This window comes from Streptomyces chryseus, assembly GCF_014650755.1.
GTDB classification, from domain to species: Bacteria; Actinomycetota; Actinomycetes; order Streptomycetales; family Streptomycetaceae; genus Streptomyces; species Streptomyces chryseus.
Map to the genome: position 1 here is coordinate 1 of NZ_BMVO01000036.1, position 24,833 is coordinate 24,833.

At 70.4% G+C, this 24,833-nt stretch carries 18 protein-coding genes and 5 pseudogenes; 18 read left to right on the forward strand and 5 right to left on the reverse strand.

The features are described 5' to 3' along the window. The first annotated feature begins 308 nt into the window (after positions 1 to 308). Positions 309 to 452 carry a hypothetical protein gene (locus IE185_RS30570; RefSeq protein ID WP_170198248.1) on the forward strand — a complete coding sequence of 48 codons (144 nt, stop codon included), beginning with the start codon at positions 309 to 311 and terminating at the stop codon, positions 450 to 452. A 47-nt stretch (positions 453 to 499) separates the two neighbouring features. On the opposite strand, the pseudogene IE185_RS30575 reads toward IE185_RS30570, so the two are convergent. Both IE185_RS30575 and IE185_RS33420 read right to left on the reverse strand, forming a co-directional pair. Further along, positions 500 to 1,599, reverse strand: a pseudogene (locus IE185_RS30575) (IS3 family transposase); the annotation flags it as partial. Beyond that, positions 1,599 to 1,982 (reverse strand): annotated as a pseudogene (locus tag IE185_RS33420) (transposase); the annotation flags it as partial. The pseudogenes IE185_RS33420 and IE185_RS30575, both read right to left, overlap by 1 nt. Positions 1,983 to 2,499: 517 nt before the next feature. Here IE185_RS33420 and IE185_RS34070 point away from each other — a divergent pair. Next, complete coding sequence (locus IE185_RS34070) at positions 2,500 to 2,634, forward strand: aromatic-ring hydroxylase C-terminal domain-containing protein (RefSeq protein ID WP_373303777.1); 135 nt, start codon at positions 2,500 to 2,502, stop codon at positions 2,632 to 2,634. Positions 2,635 to 3,147: 513 nt separating this feature from the next. Here IE185_RS34070 and IE185_RS30590 read toward each other — a convergent pair. Together IE185_RS30590 and IE185_RS30595 are read right to left on the reverse strand one after the other, a co-directional pair. Continuing rightward, positions 3,148 to 4,389, reverse strand: coding sequence for a PucR family transcriptional regulator (locus IE185_RS30590; RefSeq protein ID WP_138893939.1), 1,242 nt, complete (start codon positions 4,387 to 4,389; stop codon positions 3,148 to 3,150). 33 nt (positions 4,390 to 4,422) lie between these two features. Beyond that, positions 4,423 to 4,605, reverse strand: coding sequence for a hypothetical protein (locus tag IE185_RS30595; protein WP_138893938.1), 183 nt, complete (start codon positions 4,603 to 4,605; stop codon positions 4,423 to 4,425). A 239-nt stretch (positions 4,606 to 4,844) separates the two neighbouring features. Between IE185_RS30595 and pgfA the strand changes: the two genes are divergently transcribed. From pgfA to IE185_RS30635, 8 genes are all read left to right on the forward strand, one after another. Then, complete coding sequence (gene pgfA / locus IE185_RS30600) at positions 4,845 to 5,798, forward strand: cell envelope lipid trafficking protein PgfA (RefSeq protein WP_138893937.1); 954 nt, start codon at positions 4,845 to 4,847, stop codon at positions 5,796 to 5,798. Between the two features lie 298 nt (positions 5,799 to 6,096). Further along, positions 6,097 to 7,302 (forward strand): glycosyltransferase family 4 protein, encoded by a 1,206-nt coding sequence (locus IE185_RS30605; protein ID WP_138893936.1) that lies wholly within the window; start codon positions 6,097 to 6,099, stop codon positions 7,300 to 7,302. A 78-nt stretch (positions 7,303 to 7,380) separates the two neighbouring features. Further along, the gene (locus tag IE185_RS30610; RefSeq protein WP_138893935.1) at positions 7,381 to 8,058 is read left to right on the forward strand and encodes a class I SAM-dependent methyltransferase; all 678 of its coding nucleotides are present in this window, start codon (positions 7,381 to 7,383) and stop codon (positions 8,056 to 8,058) included. Positions 8,059 to 8,080: 22 nt separating this feature from the next. Then, positions 8,081 to 12,373, forward strand: a complete 4,293-nt coding sequence (locus IE185_RS30615) for an alpha-(1->3)-arabinofuranosyltransferase domain-containing protein (protein ID WP_138893934.1) — start codon at positions 8,081 to 8,083, stop codon at positions 12,371 to 12,373. Positions 12,374 to 12,453: 80 nt separating this feature from the next. Further along, the gene (locus tag IE185_RS30620) at positions 12,454 to 14,010 is read left to right on the forward strand and encodes a condensation protein (protein ID WP_308432834.1); all 1,557 of its coding nucleotides are present in this window, start codon (positions 12,454 to 12,456) and stop codon (positions 14,008 to 14,010) included. Between the two features lie 26 nt (positions 14,011 to 14,036). After that, entirely contained in the window at positions 14,037 to 14,798 is a 762-nt protein-coding gene (locus tag IE185_RS30625) for a class I SAM-dependent methyltransferase (protein WP_229843788.1), read from the forward strand. A gap of 3 nt (positions 14,799 to 14,801) precedes the next feature. After that, complete coding sequence (locus tag IE185_RS30630) at positions 14,802 to 15,704, forward strand: DMT family transporter (RefSeq protein ID WP_229843785.1); 903 nt, start codon at positions 14,802 to 14,804, stop codon at positions 15,702 to 15,704. Then, positions 15,701 to 15,928, forward strand: coding sequence for a Trm112 family protein (locus IE185_RS30635; RefSeq protein WP_138893931.1), 228 nt, complete (start codon positions 15,701 to 15,703; stop codon positions 15,926 to 15,928). The genes IE185_RS30630 and IE185_RS30635 overlap by 4 nt, the downstream gene beginning before the upstream one ends. 304 nt (positions 15,929 to 16,232) lie before the next feature. Here the strand turns inward: IE185_RS30635 and IE185_RS33430 are convergent. After that, positions 16,233 to 16,780: pseudogene (locus tag IE185_RS33430) on the reverse strand (transposase); the annotation flags it as partial. Between the two features lie 343 nt (positions 16,781 to 17,123). Here IE185_RS33430 and lysA point away from each other — a divergent pair. The 8 genes and pseudogenes from lysA to IE185_RS33440 form a co-directional block, all read left to right on the forward strand. Further along, positions 17,124 to 18,346: pseudogene (lysA, locus tag IE185_RS30640) on the forward strand (diaminopimelate decarboxylase). A gap of 546 nt (positions 18,347 to 18,892) precedes the next feature. After that, positions 18,893 to 20,209, forward strand: a complete 1,317-nt coding sequence (locus tag IE185_RS30645) for an aldehyde dehydrogenase family protein (RefSeq protein WP_138893930.1) — start codon at positions 18,893 to 18,895, stop codon at positions 20,207 to 20,209. Between the two features lie 530 nt (positions 20,210 to 20,739). Further along, the gene (locus IE185_RS30650; RefSeq protein WP_138893929.1) at positions 20,740 to 22,071 is read left to right on the forward strand and encodes a phospholipase D-like domain-containing protein; all 1,332 of its coding nucleotides are present in this window, start codon (positions 20,740 to 20,742) and stop codon (positions 22,069 to 22,071) included. Between the two features lie 170 nt (positions 22,072 to 22,241). Beyond that, on the forward strand, positions 22,242 to 22,922 hold the full coding sequence (locus tag IE185_RS30655) for a CorA family divalent cation transporter (RefSeq protein ID WP_138893928.1): 681 nt from the start codon (positions 22,242 to 22,244) through the stop codon (positions 22,920 to 22,922). Positions 22,923 to 23,147: 225 nt separating this feature from the next. Continuing rightward, complete coding sequence (locus tag IE185_RS30660; RefSeq protein WP_138893927.1) at positions 23,148 to 23,579, forward strand: Asp23/Gls24 family envelope stress response protein; 432 nt, start codon at positions 23,148 to 23,150, stop codon at positions 23,577 to 23,579. 36 nt (positions 23,580 to 23,615) lie between these two features. Next, positions 23,616 to 23,843, forward strand: coding sequence for a hypothetical protein (locus IE185_RS30665; RefSeq protein WP_138893926.1), 228 nt, complete (start codon positions 23,616 to 23,618; stop codon positions 23,841 to 23,843). Between the two features lie 163 nt (positions 23,844 to 24,006). Continuing rightward, the gene (locus IE185_RS33435) at positions 24,007 to 24,285 is read left to right on the forward strand and encodes a hypothetical protein (protein WP_229843786.1); all 279 of its coding nucleotides are present in this window, start codon (positions 24,007 to 24,009) and stop codon (positions 24,283 to 24,285) included. Continuing rightward, positions 24,282 to 24,796 (forward strand): annotated as a pseudogene (locus tag IE185_RS33440) (DUF6286 domain-containing protein); the annotation flags it as partial. The gene IE185_RS33435 and the pseudogene IE185_RS33440, both read left to right, overlap by 4 nt. Positions 24,797 to 24,833: the final 37 nt, after the last annotated feature.

The window sequence follows — 24,833 nt, forward strand, 5'->3', positions numbered from 1 at the left end:
ACCGCTCAACGATCCCCACCACGACCGACAGCCTACCGAACCAGCCAAATGAGATGACGTCTTAAGCGGGTTTCCGGCGTCTGCTGGTTGGTTTGGTGGGTGACACCAGTGTGACGGTGGGAACCGGTGGTGGGGGTGGGTTGGGGTGGTGGGGATGTTTGAGGTGCCAGTTGCTCATCTTGCGTTTGACGACGCGAGGGTTGGAACGTCGCCTGCGGGGCGGGAGGAATTGTTCCAGCAGCTCACGGGTGGTGTGGGTCAGGGCTCGGCTGAGTCGTGAGGGGGGAAAGTACCGCCTGCTCGGTGACATGGCGGCGGGCGATCCGAAGGGTGCGGGTGAACGACAGCCGGTCGGGGTCGAGGCCGGCTTGGTGGGCGGTGTGGTGCATGACGTCCCGCAATGCGTGATGCACGAGAAGGAAGCCGTAGATTTCCTGCTCGACACCGTCTGAGTATTGCGAGCGCAGGACGGGCCTTGACCCGGAATCTTGGACACGGGCTATGCGGCTTGGCCCAGGGTAGTTGATGTTGTGTCGAGTGCTGTCTCGTAGGCGATGGGACTGGCTTGTCCGAGGCGGGAGTGACGGCGTCGGGTGTTGTAGCGGTTGAGCCAGCCGAACGCGTCGAGGCGGGCCTCGCGTTCACTGGACCAGGTCTTGCGGCCCTGGAGCGTCTCGCGTTTGAAGGTCGCGTTGAAGGACTCGGCGAGTGCGTTGTCCGCGCTGGAGCCCATCACGCTCATGGACTGGCGGACGCCGGCCCGGCGGCAGGCGTCGGTGAAGGCGCGGCTGGTGTACTGGGCTCCGTGGTCGGTGTGCATGACCGCTCCGGCGAGGCTGCCGCGGGTCCGCTCGGCGGCGGCCAGAGCGTCGGTGACGAGGTCGGTGCGCATGTGGTTCGCGATCGCCCAGCCGGCAAGGCGGCGTGAGGCGAGGTCGATGACGGTGGCCGAATACAGGAACTTCCCGCCCTCCAGCGGGAGATAGGTGATGTCGCCGACGTACTTCGTGTTCGGCTTGCTTGCGGTGAAGTCGCGGCCGATGAGGTCAGGGGCCTTCGCCGCGGCCGGGTCCGTGACAGTGGTGCGGTGCCTGCGACGCAAGCGAACGCCCGCCAGATTGATGCTCCGCATCACGCGCGCGATCCGCTTGTGGTTGACTCGCTCGCCGTCGTCGCGGAGTTCGGCGGTGATCCTGGGGACGCCGTAGGTGCCGCCTGATGCGTGGTGCACGGCCCGTATCCGGGTGGCGAGGCGGACGTCGGCCGCCTGCCGGGCGGCCCGGTCCTCGGCCGTCCGGCTCCAGTAGTAGAAGCTGGAGCGGGCGATGCCCAGGATGGTGCACAGCCGCTTCACGCCGTAGCGGCGGTGGTGGTCGGCGACGAACTGGAAGCGGTTCACCAGCGCGTCTCCCCGGCGAAATACTTCGCCGCCTTGCGCAGGATCTCGCGTTCCTCCTCCAGCTCGCGGACCTTCTTGCGCAGGGCGGCGTTCTCCGTCTCCAGCGGTGTCGGCGGCTCGGCGGGCGCTTCCGCCCGGCGTCCCCGGGGCCGGCTCGCGCCGGCTGCCCGGACCCAGTTTCGCAAGGTCTCGGGATTGATTTGCGGCCGTTCACCTTCTTGCCCGCGTCCCAGCCGCGGCTGTCCAGGGCGACAGTCTCGGCGGCCCGCACGGACTGCGAATCGATGATGGCAGCGCTCGGCTCGGTGTCGCGGCCCGCGGGACGCCGGAGTCGGTCGCGAAGAGTGTCGTGCAGATCGTCGACGTACTGGGCCCGTTCCCACCGTACGAAGAACGCATACACGGTCTGATAGGGCGGGAAGTCGACGGGCAGGGCCCGCCACTTGCAGCCGTTGTCCACCACATACCTGATCGCGTCGACGATCTTTCGCCGGCAGTGCCTCTCCGGTCGGCCTCCCCAGCCCCACCGCCAAGCGGCCAGAGGCAGCAACGGCTCGGTGACCAGCCATTCCGCATCGCTCATGTCCGACGGATACCTCCGCGGACGTCCGGCACACACACCTCCCTGGCCGAACCGGCAGGCCACGCAGCAACACACAGAAGAGGGGCCAGAGTTGGCATCGCAGAGCTCGAAACGGTACAACGGCATGGCAGGGCTCCTGGGACAACGGTTTGGCTTCGCAACCGCTGTTGTTACGGGAGTCCTGCTCTGCTTACACCGCGCTCATCACCACGCCACCCGAACGTGACACTCCACTTACCGTCACCGGTTCTCAGTCAGGCACTCAGCTTGACAGGACCCGTCCCACCCGCCGTCGGCCGGCTGTTCCATGCAACTGGCGCCTCCGCCGTACTACCAGTCACACCAGCGGCCTGAAACACCCAACCACTCGACATCGCCTACCACAACTCCCGCTGACTACCGGGACGCTGTGGGCTCATCCCCCGGGGCGGGTGAGCCCCCGGACAACCGGCGCCTTCCCAAACGGAACGTCCTCGATCCAGAACTGATGAGTCGCCAGGATCGTGCGCAATGCTTGATGCATGGCACAACAACCGAAGGCGCGCTGCTCGTCCGCCCGGACGGCTTTGTCGCATGGCGGATACCGGCCGCCGAACCCGACCCGGGAACACTGCTCTGCGACATCGTGACAGCGCTGCTGCGCCGACCCTGACGCCTGCGGTGAGTAGGCGCCGCTGCGTGCCCAGGGTGGTGCCGCAACTTCTGTCTGCCCGTAGGGACCTGACAGTAGATGCGGCACATTTCGCGGAGTCGCAGCCGGAGCCCTGGACCAAGCCGTCCAGGGCCTCGCCTTTCCCAACAGTGTCATCACGCTTCTGCGGCCGCGGCCGGTCGCTCGGAACCTCGTACGGTTGCATCTTCGTCAACGGGCGGCAATCCCGCCTGCACTCGGGCCAGCTGCTGGCACACCGACGCGACGGCGATTGACACGGCGACTACCACGCTCCCGGGCTCGTCAGTCCGCCCAGCTTCCGGGCGCTCGGTTCCCGGCTCCCGGCTCCCGGCTCCCGGCTCCCGTCAATCAGGATCCAGGACAACGCCCGTGTGCGAAGTTCGTGTGGCGCACCCTGCGCCCGCTCATCCGCTTCCGACCTGACCGCACGGTACGGCCGCGACGCGGAGTTCTTCGGCGGGCCGGTCCTGACATCCCGTCAGGGCAACCCGGTCAGTCAGGCGGGGGGACGAGATCACCGCGCAGCCGCCGGGCGCGGAGCACCAGTTCCATTTCGAAGCGGCGGTCCGGGTCGTCCAGGTCCTCGCCCCACAGCTCACGGAGCTGTCTCAGCCGGTAGCGCACGGTCTGCGGGTGGACTCCGAGCCGGTCGGCCACCTCCGGCGCGCCACCCCGCGTTTCCAGCCAGGCCAGCAGAGTCTCGGCGAGACGGTGGGCGTGCGCGGGGCCGCCGGCCTCACCCAGGTGGGCCAGCCGCCGCCGCGCCAGATCGTCGATCAACTCACCCGAGGGCAGCAGCACCAGGGCTTCGACGTGCTCGCCGCAGTGCAGGAGCCGCCCTTGCGGCAGCAGGCCCTGGTCGATCATCCTGACGGCGGCCTCGGCCCAGCGCAGCGACGTGGCGGCCTCCGCCAGGGGAACCGACGGGCCGATCGCGCCGGACCAATTGGCCGTCGCCCGGTGCAGCAACTCCGCGCGCCCGGGCGCGTCCGGGTCTGGCACCACCATGCGCGGCTGCTCACCCTCCATGTCGAGCAGCACCTCGTCGCCCACGGCGGGGGCGACGGCCTCCTGGGCGGGGCGGAGCAGCACCGCCACCGCCACCCTTTCGGGCAGTTTCCAGCCGACGCCGGCCGCGCGGTCGGCGAGGAGGGCGGACGGGTCAGTGCGGTGCTCGGCGAGCAGGAGCTCGACGAGTTGTCGTTGCAGGCGCAGCCGCTCCCCGGCCTGGCGGGCGACGGCCTCGGCGTAGCCGCGTACCGACTGGGCCACCATGACGTCGAGGTACTCGAACGCGGACTCGGCGAGTTCGTACATGGCTGCGGGCGGGATGTCGACCTGCTGGCCGATCTCCGCCATACGTCGCCAGGAAAGGCGCACGCCCAGCCGGTAGATCCCCTGCAAGGAGTCCAGGTTGCGCCCCTGCGTGACTTCGCCGCGCCCGAAGTCCTGGAACATCTCGGGAAGGGCACGCGGCCGGTCCGACCCCGTGGTCATCTGCTCCACGAAGAGCTCCAGCGCGTGCCGGATCGCAATCAGGGCCTTCGGCTCTCCGGACTCGTCGGCGATGAACGCCAGACCCGGATATTCCCGTCGGATCGCGGCGAGGATGTCTCGTGCGAGCTCGGGGACCTGTTCCAGGGCGCGGTCGGCGAAACGCTGAATCCGTTCTCGTGGCACGTCGTGCCACGCTGACGACGCTTCCACAGCACGACTCCTGGATCTCCGTCGCATGCCGCTCGATCAGCCGGCCTGGATCTTTACAACCTAGCCCGCGCTCGGGCTCGGCGTGCTTGACGTCCCGTCGGCGGGCGGGTTGGGGAACGTGACGAGCGGCACATTCTGCTGCTCGGGTGTGGCGTCGAGAGCGGCGACGATTCCGAAGGCGGCGCCTGTGGCCAGGACGGCGGAGGCAACGCAGGTCAGGAAGACGGCGAGCAGTCTGGGCATGAGGATGATCGGCCTCTCTGTCGATGAGGTTGTCACCCAGCGCGCCGGCCCGGTCCGGCGCGGTCAGTATGCGAGTCGCATTGACAGGTGGTCAAGCGCCGCCTAATTTCGCCGGTCACAGCGCTGTTACTCCCGGGTACGCCACTCCTCGGCCCGGACAGGCTGGAAACCGTGCGTGCGACCCCTTCCCGCACAGTCCACGAATGCCCCGCACATTCCGCCCGCATTGGAGTACCCGTATGCGCCATTCAACGTCGCGTTTGTCCCTGATTCTGCTGGGTCTCGGTGTCTTTCTGCTGGTACTCACCCAGCTGCTCGTCTGGTACGTGGAGCCGCGTGCCAAGCGCACACCGACCGACGTGAACTCCACGACGGTCTTCAGCGGTGAGGGCAGCTATTTCGACACCGGATCCGTCTCCACGGTCGACGGCCAGACCATAACGATCACCCGCCGGGTGCTGGGCGACGTCGCCGGCAGCGAGCGCAGCGGAAACGCGATCTGGGACGTGTCGACACAGATCGACACCCCGAAGACGCTGCCGCTGGCCGACCCGCGCAGATCCCTGCAGTGGACCACGGAACGCTGGGTCACCGACCGCCGGACGAACCTGCCGGTGCGCTGCTGCGAGGAGAAGCCCAGGTTCGAGGGCGAGGCCTACCTGAAGTTCCCGTTCGACGTCGAGAAGCGCGTGTACACCTGGTGGGACAGCACGCTGGGTGCCGCCGTACCGCTGAAGTTCAAGGGCACCACCACGATCCGCGGCCACCGCGGCTACCTCTTCGCCGGCACCGTCGCGGCCACTGCCACCGGCACCCGTCAGGTGCCCGGCGCGCTGGTGGGCCGCCGACAGGGCCAGGTGCTCGCCGAGGAGTGGTACTCCAACGCGGGGATCGAGCTGACGGTGGACCAGCGCACGGGCCGGATCATGAACGCGGTGATCGCGCCGACCAAGACGCTGCGGGCCCCGGGTTCGAAGAAGGACGCGGTCACCCTGCTGTCCAGTGAGCGGCTGGAGTTCACCGAGGCGACCCGGCGCGAGCAGGTGGCGCTGGCCTCCGACGACGGCAGTCGGCTGAAGCTCCTCGGCGAGACCGTGCCCGTGGTGGGCGGGATCGCAGGCGGCCTGCTTGCCGCCGCCGGCGTCGTGACGCTGATCCGTGGCCGCCGACGGACGGAACACTCAGGTAAGTGATAAAAACTGGCCGCCGCTCAGGTCAAACTTGTCACCCACGTGCGTAGTGGAACGAATCACTCGAACGAACACTTGGGTTACCCCGCAGTAGAAACAGATCGCTCCGGTTTGAGCCGACTCCCACTCCCAGGAGTCCGCCACCGACCCGGTGCTCGCTCACCCATTGAGCGCACCCGGTCGGCACCGTCGCCGCAATAACGGCAGTACCCGCACTCCGCACCAGCCCAGCGCTTCACCCCCGGAAGCCCGGCAATCCCTCACCCGCCTCTCCCCGCAGCCGCCGAGTCGGAGCACCTCTATGCCCCAGCACGCGTCCGCCCTGGCCTCCGGCCAGGAGGACTCCCCCGCTCAAGCGCGCCCCGGCGGCCGAGTCACCGACTCGCTCGCCTTTGATCCCCACATAGCACCCGTCGCGGTACCTCTGCCGCGCCGGATCACCTTCCTCGCCCGACGCGACCTGGGCAACCAGGCCGCCGGCGGCTCGGAACTGCTCATCGACCGGATAGCCGGCGGTCTGACCGCCGAGGGCCACGAGGTCACGCTCGTGTGTGGCGGCCCGGCCACCGAACGCGACTACCGAGTGGTCTCCGCTGGCGGCGACGCGGGACACTTCCTGCGCGCCAGGAAGACCTTCGCCCGAGAGGTCGGCGAATGCGACCTGCTGGTCGAGGTGTGCAACGGCATGCCGTACCTGGCGCCGCTGTGGCACCGCGGACCGACGTTGTGCCTGGTCAACCATGTGCACACCGACCTTTGGCAGATGCGTTATCCGGGCCCGGCGGCCCGGCTCGGCCGCAGGCTGGAGCACTGGGCGCTGGCAGGCGCTCACCGCGACAACCTGTTGGTGGCCGTCTCCGAGTCGACCGCTTCCGAGCTGCGCGGCATCGGCGTGGCCGCGGACCGCATCCGGATCGTCAACAACGGCGTCGAGGACCCCGGCCCGCTGCTGCCCGAAGCGAAGGAACCGCTGTTCCTGGCCGTCGGCCGGCTGGTGGAGTACAAGCGCATCGATCTGCTCCTGCGGCTGTGGGAGCGGGTCCGTCCGGTCACCGGCGGTCGGCTCGTCATCGTCGGTGACGGCCCCGAACGGGAGCGGCTGGAAGCCATGGCCGGCCCCGGTGTGACGTTCGCCGGCCGGGTGTCGGAGGCCGAGAAGCACCGGCTGATGTGCGAGGCGTGGCTGCTCTTGCACCCCTCCCTCGTCGAGGGCTGGGGGCTGGTCGTCACCGAGGCCGCCGCCCGGGCCACTCCCGCGGTCGGTTTCGACATACCGGGCCTGTGCGACTCCATCGAGGACGGGAAGACCGGGGTACTGGCCCGGGGCGAGAGTTCCTTCGCCGCCGCGTGGTGCGCGCTGTCCCTCAGTGCCCACCGGCGCGCAGCCATGGGACGTGCCGCCGCGCGTCGTGCCAAGCGCTTCCGCTGGAGATCCACGGTCCGTCAGTTCCAGGCTGTCGCCGCAGAAGCCGCGGCCCTCGCCTCCGCCCCGGGACGCGGGAGGTGAGCGGCCATTCCTGAGGTCACGACAAGCGCGTACAAGGATCCGTCGCTGCGGCGATCGGCCACCCTCTTCCGGGCGTTCATGCGGGAGCAGAGCGACCCCGAGCGGTGCTACACCCTGCTGGCCCGTGACTCGGTCGCGCAGGTGGCACGTCACATCGACCTGCCCGGCAAGATCGTCGTCGACATCGGCGGCGGCAGCGGCCACTTCACCGAGGAGTTCCGCCGCCGCGGCGCGCGGAGCTACCTCTTCGAACCCGACCTGCGGGAGCTGAGCGCCCGCGGCACGGTCACCGAGGACGCGGTGCTCGCCGACGGATACCTGCTGCCGCTCGCCGACGGCGCGGCGGACGTGTGCTTCTCGTCCAATGTGCTGGAGCACGTGGCGGACCCGCAGACCTTCATCAGCGAGATGGTGCGGGTCACCCGCCCCGGCGGACTGATCTACCTGTCGTTCACCAACTGGCTCTCCCCCTGGGGAGGTCACGAGACAGCGCCGTGGCACTACCTCGGGGCCGGCCGGGCCCGCGATCGCTACGAACGGCGCACCGGCCGCGAGGCCAAGCACACTCTCGGCGAAAACCTGTTTCCCGTCCACATCGGTCCCACCCTGCGGCACGTCCGCGGCCGTGACGACGTGCAGGTCGTCACAGCGCGGTCCCGTTACTGGCCATTCTTCGCGAGCACGATCACCCGGGTGCCGGGACTCCGCGAGATCGCCACCTGGAATCTGCTGCTGATTCTCAGGCGAAGCCCATGAGCAAGCGAAGCGAGGAACGGTCATGACCACTACGGTCCAGGCGCCCACCCGGGCGCCGCAGCCCGGCCCGACGCCGTCCGAGGCGTCCCGGGCGCCGCGGGGACGACGCCTGCTGTTCGGCTTCTGGGCCGTCGTGCTGGTGTGCTTCCTCGCGGTGTCACCGGGGAAGATGACGTTCGAGACCAAGCTCGGTGTCGCCCTCGACCCCTGGCGCTTCCTCGGCGACCTCGGTTCGCTGTGGAACGGCAACATGGGCCTCGGCGGCATAGCCAACCAGTACATCGGCTACGCCTTCCCCGCGCTCCCCTACTACGCGCTCACGGACCTGCTCCAGGTGCCGGTGTGGCTGGCCGAACGGCTCTGGTTGTCGATCATCGTGGCAGCCGCCTTCTGGGGTGCGCTCAGGCTCGCCGAACGGCTGCGCGTGGGCACGCCCGCGACCCGGTTGCTCGGTGCGGTGGTGTACGCGCTGTGGCCCACTTTCACCATCGTCGTCGGCTCGACCTCCGCCGCCGCGCTGCCCGGTGCCCTGCTGCCCTGGGTGCTGCTGCCGCTGACCTCCGCGGCGCTGAGCCCGCGTACGGCCGCCGCGCGTTCGGCCATGCTGATCCCCTTCATGGGGGGCGTGAACGCCGCCTCTACGCTGGCCTCGCTGCTGCCCGTGGGTCTGTACCTGCTCAGCCGCCCGGCCGGCCGGCGTCGGCGCGCCCTGCTGGGCTGGTGGGTACCGGGCGTCGTGCTGGCCACCGTGTGGTGGGTGGTGCCGCTGCTCCTGTTCGCCGTCCACGGCGAGAACTTCATGCCGTACGTCGAGCAGGCCGACACCACCACCGCCACCATGTCCGCGACCGAGCTGCTGCGCGGCGCCGGCAACTGGGTGGCGTATCTCCACTTCGGTGAGGCGTGGCTGCCCGCCGGCTGGACCGTCGCGGCCTCCGTCATCACCGTCCTTGGTTCGGCGTTCGCCGCGGCGATGGGGCTGGCGGGCCTGGCCCGCCGGGACCTGCCGGAGCGCCGCTGGCTGCTGCTGACCGTCCTGGCCGTCGTCCTGATCACACTGGCCGGGTACGGCGGCGCCTTCGGCGGTCCGTTCCACGGTGTCGTGCAGGACTGGTTGAACGGGTCGCTGAAGCCCTTCCGCAACATCTACAAGTTCCAGCCGGGGCTGGCCCTGGCGCTCGCCCTCGGACTGGCCCACCTGACGGCTGTGCTCTCCGTGAGCAGAAGTCCTCGCGGACTTCCCGGCCGCCGCTGGGCGCCTGCGGCGGTGGCGGTGCTGGTACTGCCCGGCCTGGCCCTGCCGTACCTCAATGGCTCGATCCTCCAGCCCGGCGCCTTCACCAAGCTGCCGACTCACTGGGAGAAGGCTGCCGGCTGGCTCAAGGACAACGCCCCGAACAGCCGGGCCATGGTCGTACCGGCGACGGCGCACGGCATCTACACCTGGGGTTCCCCCATCGACCAGCCGTTTGACGTGCTGGCCGAAACGCCCTGGGGACAGCGTGACTTCGTCCCCTTCGGTGCACCCGGCTCACGCCGTGCGACGGACGCCGTCGAGCAGGCGCTGCTGTCCGGCACCGAGGTCCCGGGCCTTCAGGCGTACCTGGCACGGGCCGGCATGCACGAAGTGGTCGTGCGTAATGACCTCGACCCCGACCAGATCGGCTATGTCCCGCCGCAGACGGTGAAACGGACCCTGGAATCCTCCGGCTACAGGAAGGTCGCCGGGTTCGGCCCGCTCGTGACCGGCGGCCGCATCGCCGCCGACACCCCGCTCCAGGTGCAGGGGCTGTACCCGCGGCTCCAGTCCGTGGAGATCTATCAGCCCCAGGACCGCGACAGGCGTCCCGACAGGGTCGGTGTGTCCGCCGCGGCCGACACGGCCGTGGTCAGTGGCGGACCCGAGGCGCTGCTCCAGCTGTCAGCCGATCCCTCGATGGCCGACCGGCCGGCCGTGCTGGCCGGGGACAGCCTTCCCAAGGGCGTCACCGCACCGGTGAAGGCCGTCGCGGACGGGCTGCGCCGAGCCGACACCCGGTTCGGCCTGGTCAACAACAACACCTCGTACACGTACACCCCGGACGAGCGCAATCACTCCGGCAGCCTCCAGAACCCGGGCGAGAAGCCCAGGCAGATCCTGCCGTCGGAGGGCACCGGTCACCAGACGACGGCCCACCTGCGCGGCGCGACGTCCGTGACGGCCTCCAGCAGCGGCAACTGGCTGTTCCACCTACCGCAGTACGACCCGGTGAACGCGTTCGACGGCAACCCGGACACCGCGTGGGCCGAGGGCAGCCCGGGCAAGCCGGCCGGTCAGTGGCTCAAGGTGGACTTCTCCGGGCCGACCGACATCCCGGCCTCCATCCAGCTGACGCCCCTGCCGGGCGACAGCATGCGCGCCGCGCCCACGCGGGTGCGGATCGAGACCGACCGCGGTTCGGCCGAAAGCCCGGTCCAGACGAACGGCCTGCCGCAGACCGTCAAGGCGCCCGCCGGCGAGGCCTCCTGGATGAAGATCACCGTCCTTGCCGCGCAGCAGGCGCGGCCGGGCCTGACCGGGGCCGGCTTCTCCGAGGTGTCGATCCCGGACGTTCAGGTGACGCGCATGCTGGCGCTGCCCGCCGACGCGAAGCGCACCGACGCGGCGGCGACCGTGTACTCCCTGCACCGCGGCACCGACGCGGGCGGCTTGTCACCCGCATCGGCCGAGGTGGGACTGCACCGGCAGTTCAGCACCCAGGAAGCGGGCGAGTACAAGGTGTCGGCGCGAGCCGTCGCCGTGCCCGGAGACCCGTTGGACGAACTGCTGGACCGTTCGGCTCCGGGATCGAAGAACCGGCTGACGGCCTCCGCGGATTCCACCAGCCGCAACGGCATGTCGCTCAGCGCCCGCAACCTGGTCGACGGTGATCTGACGACCGCCTGGATCGCGGGCGACCGGCCGGTCGTCCACCTGAGCTGGCCCAAGAAGGAGAAGGTCGGCGAGATCGTCCTGGCGCCGGCGGGCGGGGTGTCCACCCGGCCCGAGCAGGTGCTGATCAGTTCGCCGCACGGCGCCGCGACAGCTGATGTGGACGAGAACGGGCGGGCGCGCTTCCCGGAGATCGAGACGAACCGGCTCGACATCACCGTCAGCAGGGTCGCCCCGCTCACCGTCCACAATCCGGTGGCGGACGCGCAGTTGCAGCTGCCGGTCGGGCTCAGTGAGGTCCACGTACCCGCGCTGGCCGACCTGCGGGTGCCGCCTCCGAAGCCGTCCGCGCGCTTCTCGCTGCCGTGCGGTGAGGGCCCGGACCTTGCCGTCGGCGGTGTCCTGCACAAGACGAAGGCATCCGGAGCGGTACGGGACCTCACCGAGCGGCGTCCCGTCACCGTCGCACTCTGCGCAGGAGAGGAAAAGGACGGCACCCTGAACCTTCCGGCCGGAAAGCAGGAGGTGGAGGCGGGTGACGCGGGTCCGCTGGCGATCACCGACGTCACGCTGACCCAGGGCACCCCGCGGAAGATCGCGGGAGCGGCGGGCCGCGAGGCCACCGTCACCCGGTGGACCGACGACAGGCGGACCGTGTCGGTGTCGGCCGGCTCCGGCGAGGCCACGTACCTGCAGACCTACGAGAACGCCAACGACGGCTGGAAGGCCACCCTGGACGGAACAGAGCTGGAGTCGGTGCGGCTCGACGGCTGGCAGCAGGCCTGGGTGGTCCCGGCCGGGGCGTCCGGCACCGTGAACCTGGAGTTCGAGCCCTCCGGGCCGTACCGGGCCGCCCTGATCGGCGGTGTGCTCGCGCTCGCCGCGCTGGCCGCACTGGCCTTCGTGGGCCGCAGGCGCAACGCCGGCGCAGCCGACGAGGAGCTGCCCGAACCGGCGGCACCCGGGATGCTGCTCGGGACGCTGGCGCTGACCGCCGTCGTCGCGGTGGCGGCGGGTCCGCTGGCCCTGGTGGTGCCCGTACTCGCCGTGGCGGCCCGGTTCCGGCCGGCCGTCCTGGTGCCGACCGCCGCGGTGGCGATGGCCGCAGCGGGCATCGTCGCGGCCATCGGCGCCGGGGAGCCGGCCGCCGACGGACAAGGCGCGTTCAGCGCCTTCGCCCAGGTACTGGCACTGGTGGCCCTGTCCGCCGCCTTGGTGACGGCGGTAAGCCCGGCGTCCGCGGCCGCCGGTCGGAGAAGCGAGGGCGGCGACGCGCCGGAAAGCGACGGCGACGGCGACGCGGCCGTAGCCGGACCGGTGGTCACGGCCCGGCAGGGAAGCACGAGCGCCGGGGACCGGGCTGAGCCGCTCCCTCGGCATCCAGGACGCGGTGGCCCGTCATGACCTCGTCGTGGACCGCCGCCGGGAGGGGGGCCTCAACCTCTCCCGGCGGGGTCCGGATTCCCTTTCCGGCCACCGATGAGGTGTCGCGGCACTGCGTCAGTGACGACGAGCCGGAGACCGTACACATCGAGGTCCATCTGCCCGGCCGGCTGGACCCGGCTCGGTTGCGGACCGCGTTCCGGCGGGCGCTGCTGATGCACCCCCGGGTGCTGATGCGGGAAGTGCCCGGCCGCCGGCGCCGGCAGTCCTTCGTGTGGGAGCTGACCGGCGAACCGGACAGCGACCCGGTACGTTTCGCGCGGCCGGGACCCGACGCGTTGGGCCGCGCCCGCGCGCGAGCCCTGACGGAATGCCCGTCACTGGCCCTGTCGCCACCGATGCGCCTGGACGTCATCGAGGTGGGCGGGGTGAAGGCCGCCGGTGAGCTGCCGGAGGCGGGCTTGCCGGGGGCGACCCGGACCGTGCTGCTGCTGACGATGCATCACACTGCGCTCGACGCAGGGTCCGGGCTGCGGGTGCTCGCCACGACCGCGGAACAGTACGGCGGCTCGGCCGCTCTCCCCGTCCCCGGGCCGGTGCGGCCGGCCCCCTCCGGGCCGGCCGCGACCGGCGGCACGGGCCGCGTGGTGTGCACGCGGCCCGTGCGAATCGCGCCGGACTATCGCCCCGAGCCGGTACGGGCCCGCGCCGCCGGCAACGGCATGCTGCTGGCGGAACTGCCTGTTCCGCCGCGTGTGGGTGGAACCGGCGGGCTCGCACCGTGGACCGTCAACGACCAACTGCTGGTCGCCGCGACACTGATGGTGGGCCGCTGGAACGTCTCGCAGGGCCGGCCGGCCGGTCCGGTGCGGATCACCATGCCCGTCGACGACCGTCCGCGCGGCAGAGAGATGCCGATGGGGAACGGAACCCGGCTCGTCGAGGTGCCTATGACCTCCGAGGACCCGCGCGACTCGGACCTGCTGCTCGGTGAGCGGCCGGATCTGGCGGCCGTGACCCGGTTGCTGCGCGCCACCGCTCGGCGCACCCGCGCGCTCAAGTCGGCCCACGGCGCACCGCTGGGGCCCGGGACGAGCCTGTTGACCACGCCGCTGCTGCCGGTCGGGCTCCGGGGCACGCTCACCCGTGGCGCGCGGCGGGCGGCGGCGCCCTGGACATCGACGGTGCTGGTCACCAATATCGGACGCCTTCCGTACGCGCTGGACTTCGGCGACGCCGGCCGGGCGAAGGCCGTGTGGTTCTCCGCACCTGCGCGGATGCCGCGCGGGCTGAGCGTGGCGGCGGCTTCCACCGGCGGGCGACTGCATGTGACGCTGCGCTGGTCGCGGGCGCTGCTCGGTGACGCATCGGGCGCGTACTTGACCGGCCTGTTCGAGCAGGCGCTTTCAGCAACGTCACAGGTCACCCGGCCCGGATCGAACGCTGGGGGTTCTGGACCGGAAGCCGACGTACCGGAGGCGGACGTACCGGAGGCGGACGTCACCACTCCGGATGCCACCACTGCGAACGCGGAGGCGCCCGGAGCTCGGAGGAAGGCCCGCCGACCCGGCGGGCCGCACGACCGCGACGCGCCGTGTCCGGACCCGACACCAAGTGGAGACCGCTCCGCCCGGCAGAACCTTGCGAGGCCGTCATGACCCGCTCACCCCACTGCTCCGCCGCCATGAAGTCGCCGGAGACGGCGATACCTTCGCCGGCCCGGCCCGTTCCCGGGCTGCGGGACTTCTACGAGGACCCCGCCGTCCCCGTCGCCTCCGGCGAAGCTCGTAGTCTGCGCCAGGCCCGGATGCTGGCCGATGCGCTCGGGCCCGCAGGGCCCGGCCACCCGGCTGCGACCGTGCTCGACGTGGGCTGCGGCGACGGTTCGGCGGCCGCGACCGCCGCCCGCGAACTGAACGGGCACCGCATCGTGGGAGTCGACTGGTCGCAGGGCGCACTGCGCCGGGCGGCGCCGCGCCTGAGCCATGTCGTCCGCGGCGAGTTGACCGGCGGTGGGCTGCCGTTCGCCTCCGGCAGCGCCGACGCCGTGCTCTTCAGCGAGGTCGTCGAGCACCTCGTCGACCCCGACAGCGCACTCGACGAACTGCACCGGGTGCTGCGCCCCGGGGGACATCTGATGCTCTCCACGCCCAACCTCGCCGCCTGGTACAACCGCGGGCTGCTGCTCGCCGGAGTCCAGCCGGTGTTCTCCGAAGTGAGTCTGCGCCACATCCACGGCAGGCCGGGCAGCCAGGTGGTCGGCCATCTGCGCCTGTACACGGCACGCGCGCTGCGCGAGTTCGTGGCGGCGTGCGGGTTCGAGGTGGTGACGGTCGCCGGTGCGCCGTTCCACGGAGTGCCGCGCCCGCTCCGCCCGCTGGACCGCTTGGCCTGCCGGCTGCCGTCCCTGGCCTCCATCCTCCTGGTGCACGCGAGGAAGGTGTAGCCCGTGGTGTGGGGAGTGGCCGCCGCACTGGTGGCGAACGTTCTGTACAGCACCGGCTTCGTCCTGGAGAAGCGGGCTCTGGCCGGCATGCCGCCGCTGAGTGCCGCACAGCCGGGCCGGGCCCTGCTCCTGCTGGCCGGCAGGCCCTTGTGGATCTGCGGGGCCACGGTGCTCGCCCTGGGGTTCGTCGCCCAATTGGCCGTCTACCGCACACTGCCGATCGCCGCCGCCCAGGGTCTTTTCCTGTCCGGGCTGGTCCTCCTGCTGGTGCTCTCGTCGGTGGTGCTCGGTGAGCGCCCCTCCGGCCGTGAGCGGCGCGCGGTGGCCGTCATCGGGCTGGCACTGGTCATGGTGGTGTCCTCGCTGTACGGGAGCAGCGAGGAGATCAGCCACAGCGCGCCCGCGGGCCTCCTGCTGGCACTGTGCCTGCCGACACTCGCGGCCGGACTGCTCCTGTACGCGGCCGCGGAACGGCGAGCCCGCCGACGTCACCGGCAGCCGACCACTGGGGTGGCCTACGCGGTGGCGGTCGGTCTGCTGTACGGGGTCAGCTCGCTCGCCATCAAGGGCATCTCCGGGCACCTGGGCACCTCGGATCTCCAAGGCTCCGTACCGGCCCTGCTCGCCTCCCCCTACCCGTACCTTCTGCTGTTGACAGGGAGCAGCGGACTGGTGCTGTCGCAGACCGCCCTGCAGCGCTGCCGGGCGTCACTGATCGTCCCGGTGTGCTCGACGGTGACCTGCGTGTTCACCATCGTCAGCGGCACGATCGCGTTCAGTGAGCCGCTGCCCGAAGACCCGCTGCGGCTGTTACTGCGCATCGGCGGCACCGCGTTGGCCCTTACGGTCCTGCTCACCCTGCCGCGACACGACGCGGCCCCCGCATCTGAAGGAACCCTGCCATGAAGCCTGACAACCCGTTGCTGAAGATCCTCGCCTGCCCGCTCGACAAGGGCCCGCTGATCCTCGATGAGACCGGGGGCTCTCTCTACAACCCGCGCCTGCACCGCCGCTATCCGATCATCGACGGCATTCCGCAACTGCTCCCTTCCTCCGGCGAGCCCGTCGTCGAGCCCGCCGTTGTGGAGGAACACGACACACTGCCGGCCAGGCTGTCCGACTCCGCCTGAACGCAGAAGTGAGCGTCTGTACCCACCCGCACATGCGACCGTCATGGGCCCCGAAGCGATCCCGTGCTCCGGCACCCCTAGGCGTCGATCACCCTCGAAGCGGGTGAGTTCGAGGTCACGCTGGCGCACCGGCTCGGCCACCCCAATCCGACGATCACGCCGGACCACTACGCCCGCTTCATGCCCGAGGCCGACACAAGCGGCGCAAGGCCACCGACGCGTTGCCCAACAGGCCTTGGCGGAGACCACGGGTCTGTCAAACGAGCGGGTCTGGCCCGTAGTCGGTGGTGACGCCGGGTAGGCGTCAGGGTAGGAGGATGCGGTGGCGGAGGAGGTTGAATCCGGCGCGTCCGTGCGCCTGTCTGATGATCCTCTTGGTGCGGGTGTTGACGTCTTCGGTACGGCCGTTTGTGGTAGTGCAGGGCGGGTCCGGTCGATTTCGAGGCCATTGGTGAGACTGTGCAGGTGGGGCAGATTGGCGGCGCGGGCGGCGTGATCCACTCGGTGAGTTTCGGGTCGTTGCCCCTTGCCGGTTTCAGCAGGGCGGCGAAGCCGCGTACGAGATCGGCGAGTGCGGTCGTCTCCGGGCAGGCCGCGGCGATTTGTCCAACAGGGTTGCGTCCTTCGGACGCAGGTCCTCGGGGACGGTGAGCAGGAGGCGGCCGGAGTGGCGCGGGGTGGTGACGGGGCGTTGCCTTCGGCACGCCCCTGATTGAGGTCGCGGACCAGGAGGTTCGCGCTGCCGGTGTAGCCCAACTCCCCGGAATGTCTGCGAGGAGGTGGGTGACCGGGACGGCCGGTTCCTCGGCACGGCGGCCGGCGCAGGTGCTCGCGGTAGGGGTCGACGAGGGTGGGCCACCGCCGACCGCCGCATGCGGCGCATGTCGCTGTCCCTCACCGCGGTGGCCCTGCCCATCAGTGATACCGGGCGGGACGCATACGCCGCGCTGACGTCGCGCGGTGCCGGCTCAACGCGAAGGGATCAGATCCCGTCGGCGGCAGGACCGCCGTCGCCTTCACCACTCCCGCCCGGCTGAGGGCCGTCCTGGGAGCGGCTCAGCCCTGGATCCCGCTGGCAGAACCGGCACTGCGCGCGCTCACGGAGCCGCTCGGTGTGCACGAGCTGAACATCGACCCCGTCCTCACCGCTGCGGCTCTCGCGCCCGGCGCCGTCGGATCGGCGTCCGGCAGCGCGATCTCCGTCTGGCCCGCCACCACCATCGAGCACCCCCACGGCCGGCTCCTCGTCGGTGGGGTGTGCCTCACCGACATCGCCGCGAGCCAGGGCACCCCTGTGTACGTCCTCGACGAGGCCGAGGTGCGCGAGCGCTGCCGCACCTACCGCACCGCCTTTCCCGAAGCCGAGATCCACTACGCCGCCAAGGCGTTCTTGTGCGGCGCCCTGGTCCACTGGGTCGACGCCGGATCGGATCCTTCTCCACGGCAACGTCAAGTCCCCGCAGGACCTGGAGACGGCGCTACGCCTCGGTGTGGGCCGGATCGTCATCGACAATCCCCCAGAGATCGCCCGGATCGCCGCTGCGGTCGGGGGAAGCCGCGGCCGTCAGAAGGTCATGGTCCGTGTCACGCCCGGCATCAGTGCCGGCGGACACCACAAGATCCGTACGGGCTCGGAGGACCAGAAGTTCGGCCTCTCCCTCGGGGACGGCCACGCCCATCATGCCGTCACTCGCATACTGGACCAGTCGCAGCTCGAACTCACCGGACTCCACTGCCACTTGGGCTCACAGATCACGGACATCAAGCCCTACTGCGTGGCCGTACGGCGGCTCGTCGGTCTCATGACCAGAATCCGTCACACCCACGGCATCACGTTGCCGGAGCTCGACCTCGGCGGCGGCCACGGCATCGCCTACCACCCCGGCGAACCCGCTCTGGACATCACCACCCTCGCCCGCAAGGTGCGCAACGAGCTGGCCAAGAGCTGCGCGGCAGCCGGACTCCCCGTCCCACGCCTGATCATTGAACCGGGGCGAGCCGTCATCGGTCCCGCCGGAGTGGCGATCTACCGGGTGCTCGCCGTGAAGCGCACACCCGGGCGCACCTTCGTCGCGGTGGACGGTGGGATGAGTGACAATCCGCCCGGCGCTGTACGGGGAGCACTACGCACCCCGTTTGATCGGCCGCCGCGCGTCCGGCGACCTGGAGCGCGTCACGGTGGTCGGGCGCCACTGCGAGGCCGGGGACATCCTCGCCGAAGACTCTCCGCTCCCCGTCGACACCCATCCCGGAGACCTGCTGGCCGTGCCTGTGGCCGGTGCCTACCACCTGTCCATGTCCTCCTGCTACAACCTGGTCGGCCGCCCGCCGGTTGTCGCCGTGGCCGACGGCCACGCCCGTCTCCTTGTCCGCAGGGAGACCCTGGACGACCTCCGGGCCCGCGACAGCGGCTTGTAGACCCCGGGGGATCCCAAGCCCGCGATCTGGCCCGGCGATCCGTCGCCGGGCCAGATCGCTGACCGGCGCATCCCTGACGGCCGACGTCACGCAGGTGTGAAGAGAGCGCCGTCAAAGGCCAGGAACTGGCCAGGAACGGCCGCCAGCATCTGATCGAGGCACACCCTGAGCGGAACTGACCAACGAAGGAGTTCACCCGCATGACCGCTTCGATCACCGAGAAAAGGGCCGCGCCCGGCGGCGAGGAACCCCCGGACACCAGCGCGCGCCACAAGCTGCCCGCCGTCACAGGGCTCGCCACGCTGTCGCTCGACGCGATGGCCTCGGTGGCCTACGGCCCCGCGGCCATCGCCCCCTGGTCCTTGCCGGTGACCGGTCGGTCGCGGGCGCGGTCGCTGATTGTGTACGCCGACGAGGGAAGAACCAGCGGGTGCGTATTGTTGGCACATACACGTACCCGTTTTGGGTCACTCGTCCGCCGTGTCACTGCGGCGGCCGCCGCAGTAGTGGGCGGCAGTGGCCCCCACTCGCATCGAGGAGTCCCAGGTGAATTCCACCGCCGAACAGCCCGCAGAGGTCGTCGCCCGGCTGCGCACCACCTTCCGGACCGGGCGCACGAAGCCGGTGTCCTGGCGCACGGGGCAGTTGCGGGGCCTGCGGTCGCTGCTCACCGAGCACGGGCAGGACATCGCGGCTGCGCTCCACGCGGACCTGGGCAAGGGTGAGCGCGAGGCGTTCCGTACGGAGATCGACTTCACCGTGCGCGAGATCGACCACACCCTCGAGCGGCTCGAGGGGTGGCTGCGTCCGGAGCCCGTCGAGGTGCCGGAGCACCTCGGCGACGCGCGCGCATGGACCGTGCTGGACCCGCTGGGCGTCGTCCTGGTCATCGCCCCGTGGAACTACCCGGCGCAGTTGCTGCTCGCCCCGGTGGCCGGTGCGCTCGCCGCGGGCAACTGCGTTGTCGCCAAGCCGAGCGAGCTCGCGCCGGCCACCTCGCGCGTCATCGCGGAACTGCTGCCCCTGTTCCTCGACGCCGACGCGGTGGCAGTGATGGAGGGCGCCGTGCCGGAGACCACCGCCCTGCTGGAGCAGCGCTTCGACCACATCTTCTACACCGGCAACGGCACCGTCGGCCGGATCGTAATGCGCGCGGCCGCCGAGCACCTCACTCCGGTGACCCTGGAACTGGGCGGGAAGTCACCGGCGTTTGTCGACCGCAGCACGGACCTGCACGACGTGGCCGCCCGGCTGGTGTCGACGAAGTTCCTCAACGCGGGCCAGACCTGCGTCGCACCGGACTACGTGCTCACCGACCGGGAGACCGCCGCGGAGCTGGAGGGCGCGCTGGCGGAGGCGGTACGGCAGGCGTTCGGCGCTGATCCCGCCGCGTCGCCCCGTTACGGCAGGATCGTCAACGAGCGGCACTTCGACCGGCTCACGGGCCTGCTCGGCTCCGGCCGGCTTGTCGTCGGGGGCGCGTACGACCGTACGAACCGCTACATCGCCCCGACGGTGCTGGCCGACGTGTCCCCGGATTCCGCCGTCATGGCCGAGGAGATCTTCGGGCCGATCCTGCCGGTCGTGGTGGCCGACGGGCTCGACGAGGCGATCGCGTTCATCAACGACCGGGACAAGCCCCTGGCGTTGTACGCGTTCACCGAGTCGCAGGAGGTCCGCGACCGTCTGGTCGCCGAGACCTCGTCGGGCGGCGTCGGCTTCGGGCTCCCCGTGGCCCACCTCACGGTCTCGGATCTGCCGTTCGGCGGGGTCGGCGAGAGCGGCATGGGTCGCTACCACGGCCAGTACTCGCTCGAGACGTTCAGCCACCGCAAGGCCGTGCTGGACAAGCCGCTCGCCTGAGCGGACCTCCGGCACGCCCGGCGCGACCCTGCCTGCCACCGGAGACGAGTACGACAACGGATGGACCGGGGCCACCGGGCCCCCAGGATGACCCCACGAGCGGTACGAGCGTCATCCCGGAATTCCGGCGCGGCCCCAGCTGCGCCCAACAGTCGAGAAGGTGTCCGGTGCCCCACTCAGGTCGCGACCCGTAGACCCGCTTCATTCAGATGACGATCCGATCGCGGTCACTGTGACGACGAATGCCCGGCGGCGGCATCGGCTTCGAGGAGATGGGCGCCACCGGGCACAACAAGCGTCTCAGGCCGTCAGCGAGGCCCTCGACCAGCCCCCACACTCGCGGCGAGAGTCGCGAGGATCTCGTCGCGGGGGCCGGCCGCCCGCTGATGGGCCGACGGGTACAGGTGGACGTGCTCCTCCTGGGTGTCCGCTGAAAACGCATGCCGGCCCGGTGAGGCGGGGTGAGGACCCGCCGACCAGACGGTGTCGCGATTCAGTTGGCTTTGTGGCGCTGGATAGGATCACCGTTCGTGACGAAGATCAATCTCGCCCGGACGGCGACCACGACAGCAGCCACCCTCGCCCTCCTCAGCGCCACAGGCCCGGTGCCCGCACTGGCGGACGGAGGCACGCCCGCCCCCGTGGTGACGACCGGGGCCCTGTTCAACGACCCGACCAGCCCCGACCCGGCACGGACCGACGCGATACCCACACACCTTGCCCGGCTCATCGACGGCGCGGTTCCCGGGTCCGACATCATGATCTCCACGTACGTGTTCGGCTCCAAATGGGTGGTGGAGCGGCTGAACGCGGCGCACCTGCGCGGGGTGAACGTCCATGTGATCCTGGACAGCGAGACCCGCCGGCACGGGGAGGGCGGTCCGATGTACGACCTGCTCGCCGCCGGGCTCGCGAAGAAGCCGGCCGGCTCGGGCGACTCCTGGGTGCGGCTGTGCGCCGACAAGCAGGCGTGCCTGGCGAAGGACCCGAACCCGGCGGACGGCTGGCCCGGCGTCAACCACAACAAGTTCTACCTGTTCTCCCGGACCAAGGGCAGCGCCACCGCCACCGTGCCGGTGGACAACGTGGTCGTGCAGTCCTCCGCGAACATGACCACCTGGGACCGGAAGAAGTCCTGGAACGACGCCCTGACGGTGGCCGGCAACCAGACCCTGTACGGCGCCTACGCCGCCTACTTCAACCGTCAGGTCGAGGCGCAGGCGGACCCGTCCAAGCAAGTTTCCGACGTGCTGATGGACACCCAGGCGGGCCGGGCCAAGGCCTACTTCTTCCCCCGGGCGACCACGGACGTCATCGTCAACATCCTCAGCACGGTGGACGACCCGGTTGACGGGAAGCCGGCCTGCCACGGCAACGACACCGGCTACGGCACCACCGACGGCCGCACGGTGATCCGCGTCGCGATGCACGGGATCACCCGTCCGGAAGTCGCGCAGAAGTTGTGGGACCTGGACGACGCGGGCTGCTATGTGGACATCGTGTACCGCGACCTCGACGCGTCGGGGACCGCGGTCGAGCAGATCCTCAACAAGCCCACCCGGTACGGCGGTATCGACCTGCACAAGCTGGACGACGCGGCGGGCGGCACGCACACCGCCACCCACACCAAGTACCTGCTCATCGAGGGCACCTACAAGGGCAAGAACAACCAGAAGATCGTCTTCACCGGCAGCCACCCCTACACGAAGTCGGGCCTGATCGGTAACGACGAAGCCCTCCTGAAGTGGGACGACTCCACCGACCCCGAGCACCGCACCGCCTCTGTATACGACGCCTATCGGGAGAACTTCCGCACCCAACGCGCCGTCGCCGACGCGCAGAACACACAGCCGCAGCCGTAGCCGTCACGGCGGGCGCACGGCGTCATTGCACGCGGTGGCCAACCGCAGGCCAGAGGGGACCCCGGGGGAACCAGCTCCCCGGGGCGCGTGCTTCCAGGGTGACGGCCCGGCCTCCCGCATCTCCGACGGCGCCGCATAGGCTCCCGCCCACCGGGGGGGGTGCCGCTCCCGTGTACGAGTTCTCCCACACCGCCGCGACCTGTCGCACCCCACCGAGCTCGCCACCCACCTCGCCTACCGCCGCCACCGACCCGCTGCTCATCCACGGCGACGCCCCCCCCCAGCAAGAGCCACCGAGCCCGGCCTGCGCAAAGCGGTCATGCCGGCCTGTTGGGCAGATCGCCCTGTACGAGCCGGGCGAGGAGCAGCTGCAGGAGGTTGCCGAGGCGTTCGGGCTGCACCCGCTCGCGGTCGAGGACGCCGTCCATGCGCATCAGCGGCCCAAGCTGGAGCGCTACGGCGACATGCTGTTCCTGGTGCTGAGGACGATCGTCTACGTCGACCACGAGAAGGTCACCGCGACCAGTGAGATCGTCGACACCGGCGAGATCATGGTCTTCGCCGGCCCCGGGTACGCGATCACCGTCCGCCACGGCAGGGCCCCGTCACTGGACGGCGTACGCCAGCAGCTCCAGGACGACCCGCGCCAGCTGGGCTGCGGCCTTGCTGGCGTCCTGCACGCGGTCGCGGACATGGTCGTCGACCGCTACCTCGAGGTGGCCGATGCTTTCGCCGGTGATGTCGACACCCCGGAGAGCGACGTCTTCTCCCCCGACCGGCCTGTCGACGCCGGACGCATCTGCCAGCTCAAGCGCGAACTCCTGGAGTTCAAGCGCGCCGTCATGCCATGAACTTCGACGTCACGCCTGTCTCCGGGCCCTGATGGAGATTCGTGACGCGCAGGTCAGCTGTCACGGTGGCCAGGCCGAGCCGTTCAGCGGCCGCGTTGAGCAGTGCGTTCCTCAACTGGTCGGCGGTCTCGGGCAGCGGCTGCCCGAGGGGTGTGGTGAAGGCGACTCAAGATTACAATTCGAACAAAGGGTGCAAGGCGGGCTTCCTGAGGGAGGAATGCCCTGATGACTGAGAACGTCGGCGCAATGCATGGCGGTGCGCCCGGTTCTCGCGGCCGGACAACCATCGCCGATGTGGTGGTGGCGAAGAGCGCCGGAATGGCGGCGCGGGACGTGCGCGGCGTCTACGCCCTGGGCAGTGGGTTCGCTCGCTCGATGGGGTCCATGCGGGAGCGGACGCCTGGTGCCGGCAGTGGCAAGTCCGTCACACGCGGGGTCAGTGTCGAGGTCGGGGAGGCGCAGGCGGCCATCGATCTGGAGACCGTCGTCGACTATGGCGTTTCGATCACGGACGTGGCCGGTGCGGTGCGGGAGAACGTGATCTCCGCGGTGGAGCGGATGGCGGGTCGGAACGGCGTGGAAGTCAACATCATGGTCGGTGATGTGAAGCTGCCCGACGAGGAAGACGAAGGGGAAGAGCGGCAGCGGATCCAGTAGCCGGGGGGAGCCGCTGCTTGAGTGAGGGAGCGAGTAATGAGCAGGGCGATGGTTGGCTTGATGGCCGGAATGGCACTGGGTTTCGCCTGGTACTTCGGTAGCTTCTGGGCCTTCCTGCTGGTGCTGGGGCTGGGCGTCGCCGGACTCGTGGCCGGGCGGCTTGTGGAAGGCGGTCTCGAACCGGGCGACTTTGTCCGCCGCCGAGATCGGCAGGAGCGGATCCGCGATGACCGGCGACGGACTCGGCGAGACTGGCAACGGTGACCGGTGAAGCCGATCGGCGTCCGGGCCCACCTCGCGGTGAGCGCGGTGCGATCACCGTCGCCGGCCGGGTCGTCGCGAAGATCGCTTCCCGGGTGGCCGCGAGGCGCTGAGCCGGTTCACCGAGTCGGCCGACCGCGTGCCGCCTGATCGCCGGACGCCACGCGTGACCACATCCGTGCGGCAGGCACCGGAGCGGAACACCACAGGACGGGACGCCGAGTCTGCCGCCAGAGGGCAGGCGGTGATCGGCGAGGTACGGATGCGCATCACCGTCGAGCTCGGCTGTCCGTCCGACATCGGGGCGCAGTGCGCCGCGGTGCGCCGGGAGGTTACCGAACGGCTCAGGGCATGGCCCGGCATGGATACGTCCGATCTCGTGGTGTCGGTCGAGACACTGCACTCGGTGCATTCGCAGCACTCGGACCGGGAGAGGGTGAGATGAGCGCGAACACCTCGCGGCAGCCGACCGGTGACAGCGCCCTTCCCTCCGCTACCGGAAAGGTAGCTCCGTCCGCCGGCGCCCCGGGGCGGGCGCGGGCACGAGGGCGGCGAGCGGGAAATCAGGCCGGCTGGTGCGCCGTTTCTGGTCGGCGCGGCGGATTCCCACGGCCTTGGTGGCCCTGCTGTCCGCCGCGGCCATCGAACTGCTCCTGTACGACGTGGTCTCGGTGCGTGCAGGCCGGTCCGCGATGCGCTGGCGCGGCGGCTCGCCGAGGAACGGTCCACACGGCCCCTGGATGACATCTGGATGATCGTCGGGGCCGCACTGGCGATGGCCCTCGGCCTGTGGCTTCTCCTGCTGGCGGGCGCCGGGACTGCGCAGGCTGCTGCCCATGCGGCAGCCCACGGGCATCCCGGGGACCAAAAAGGTCGGCGCCGGGCTCGACCGCCGCGCGGCCGCTCTGGTTCTGCGCGACTGGGCCATGCAGGTGCCGGGTGTCCAGTCGGCACAGGACGAATTGACCCCCGTCATGCCCGACCAGGGCACTG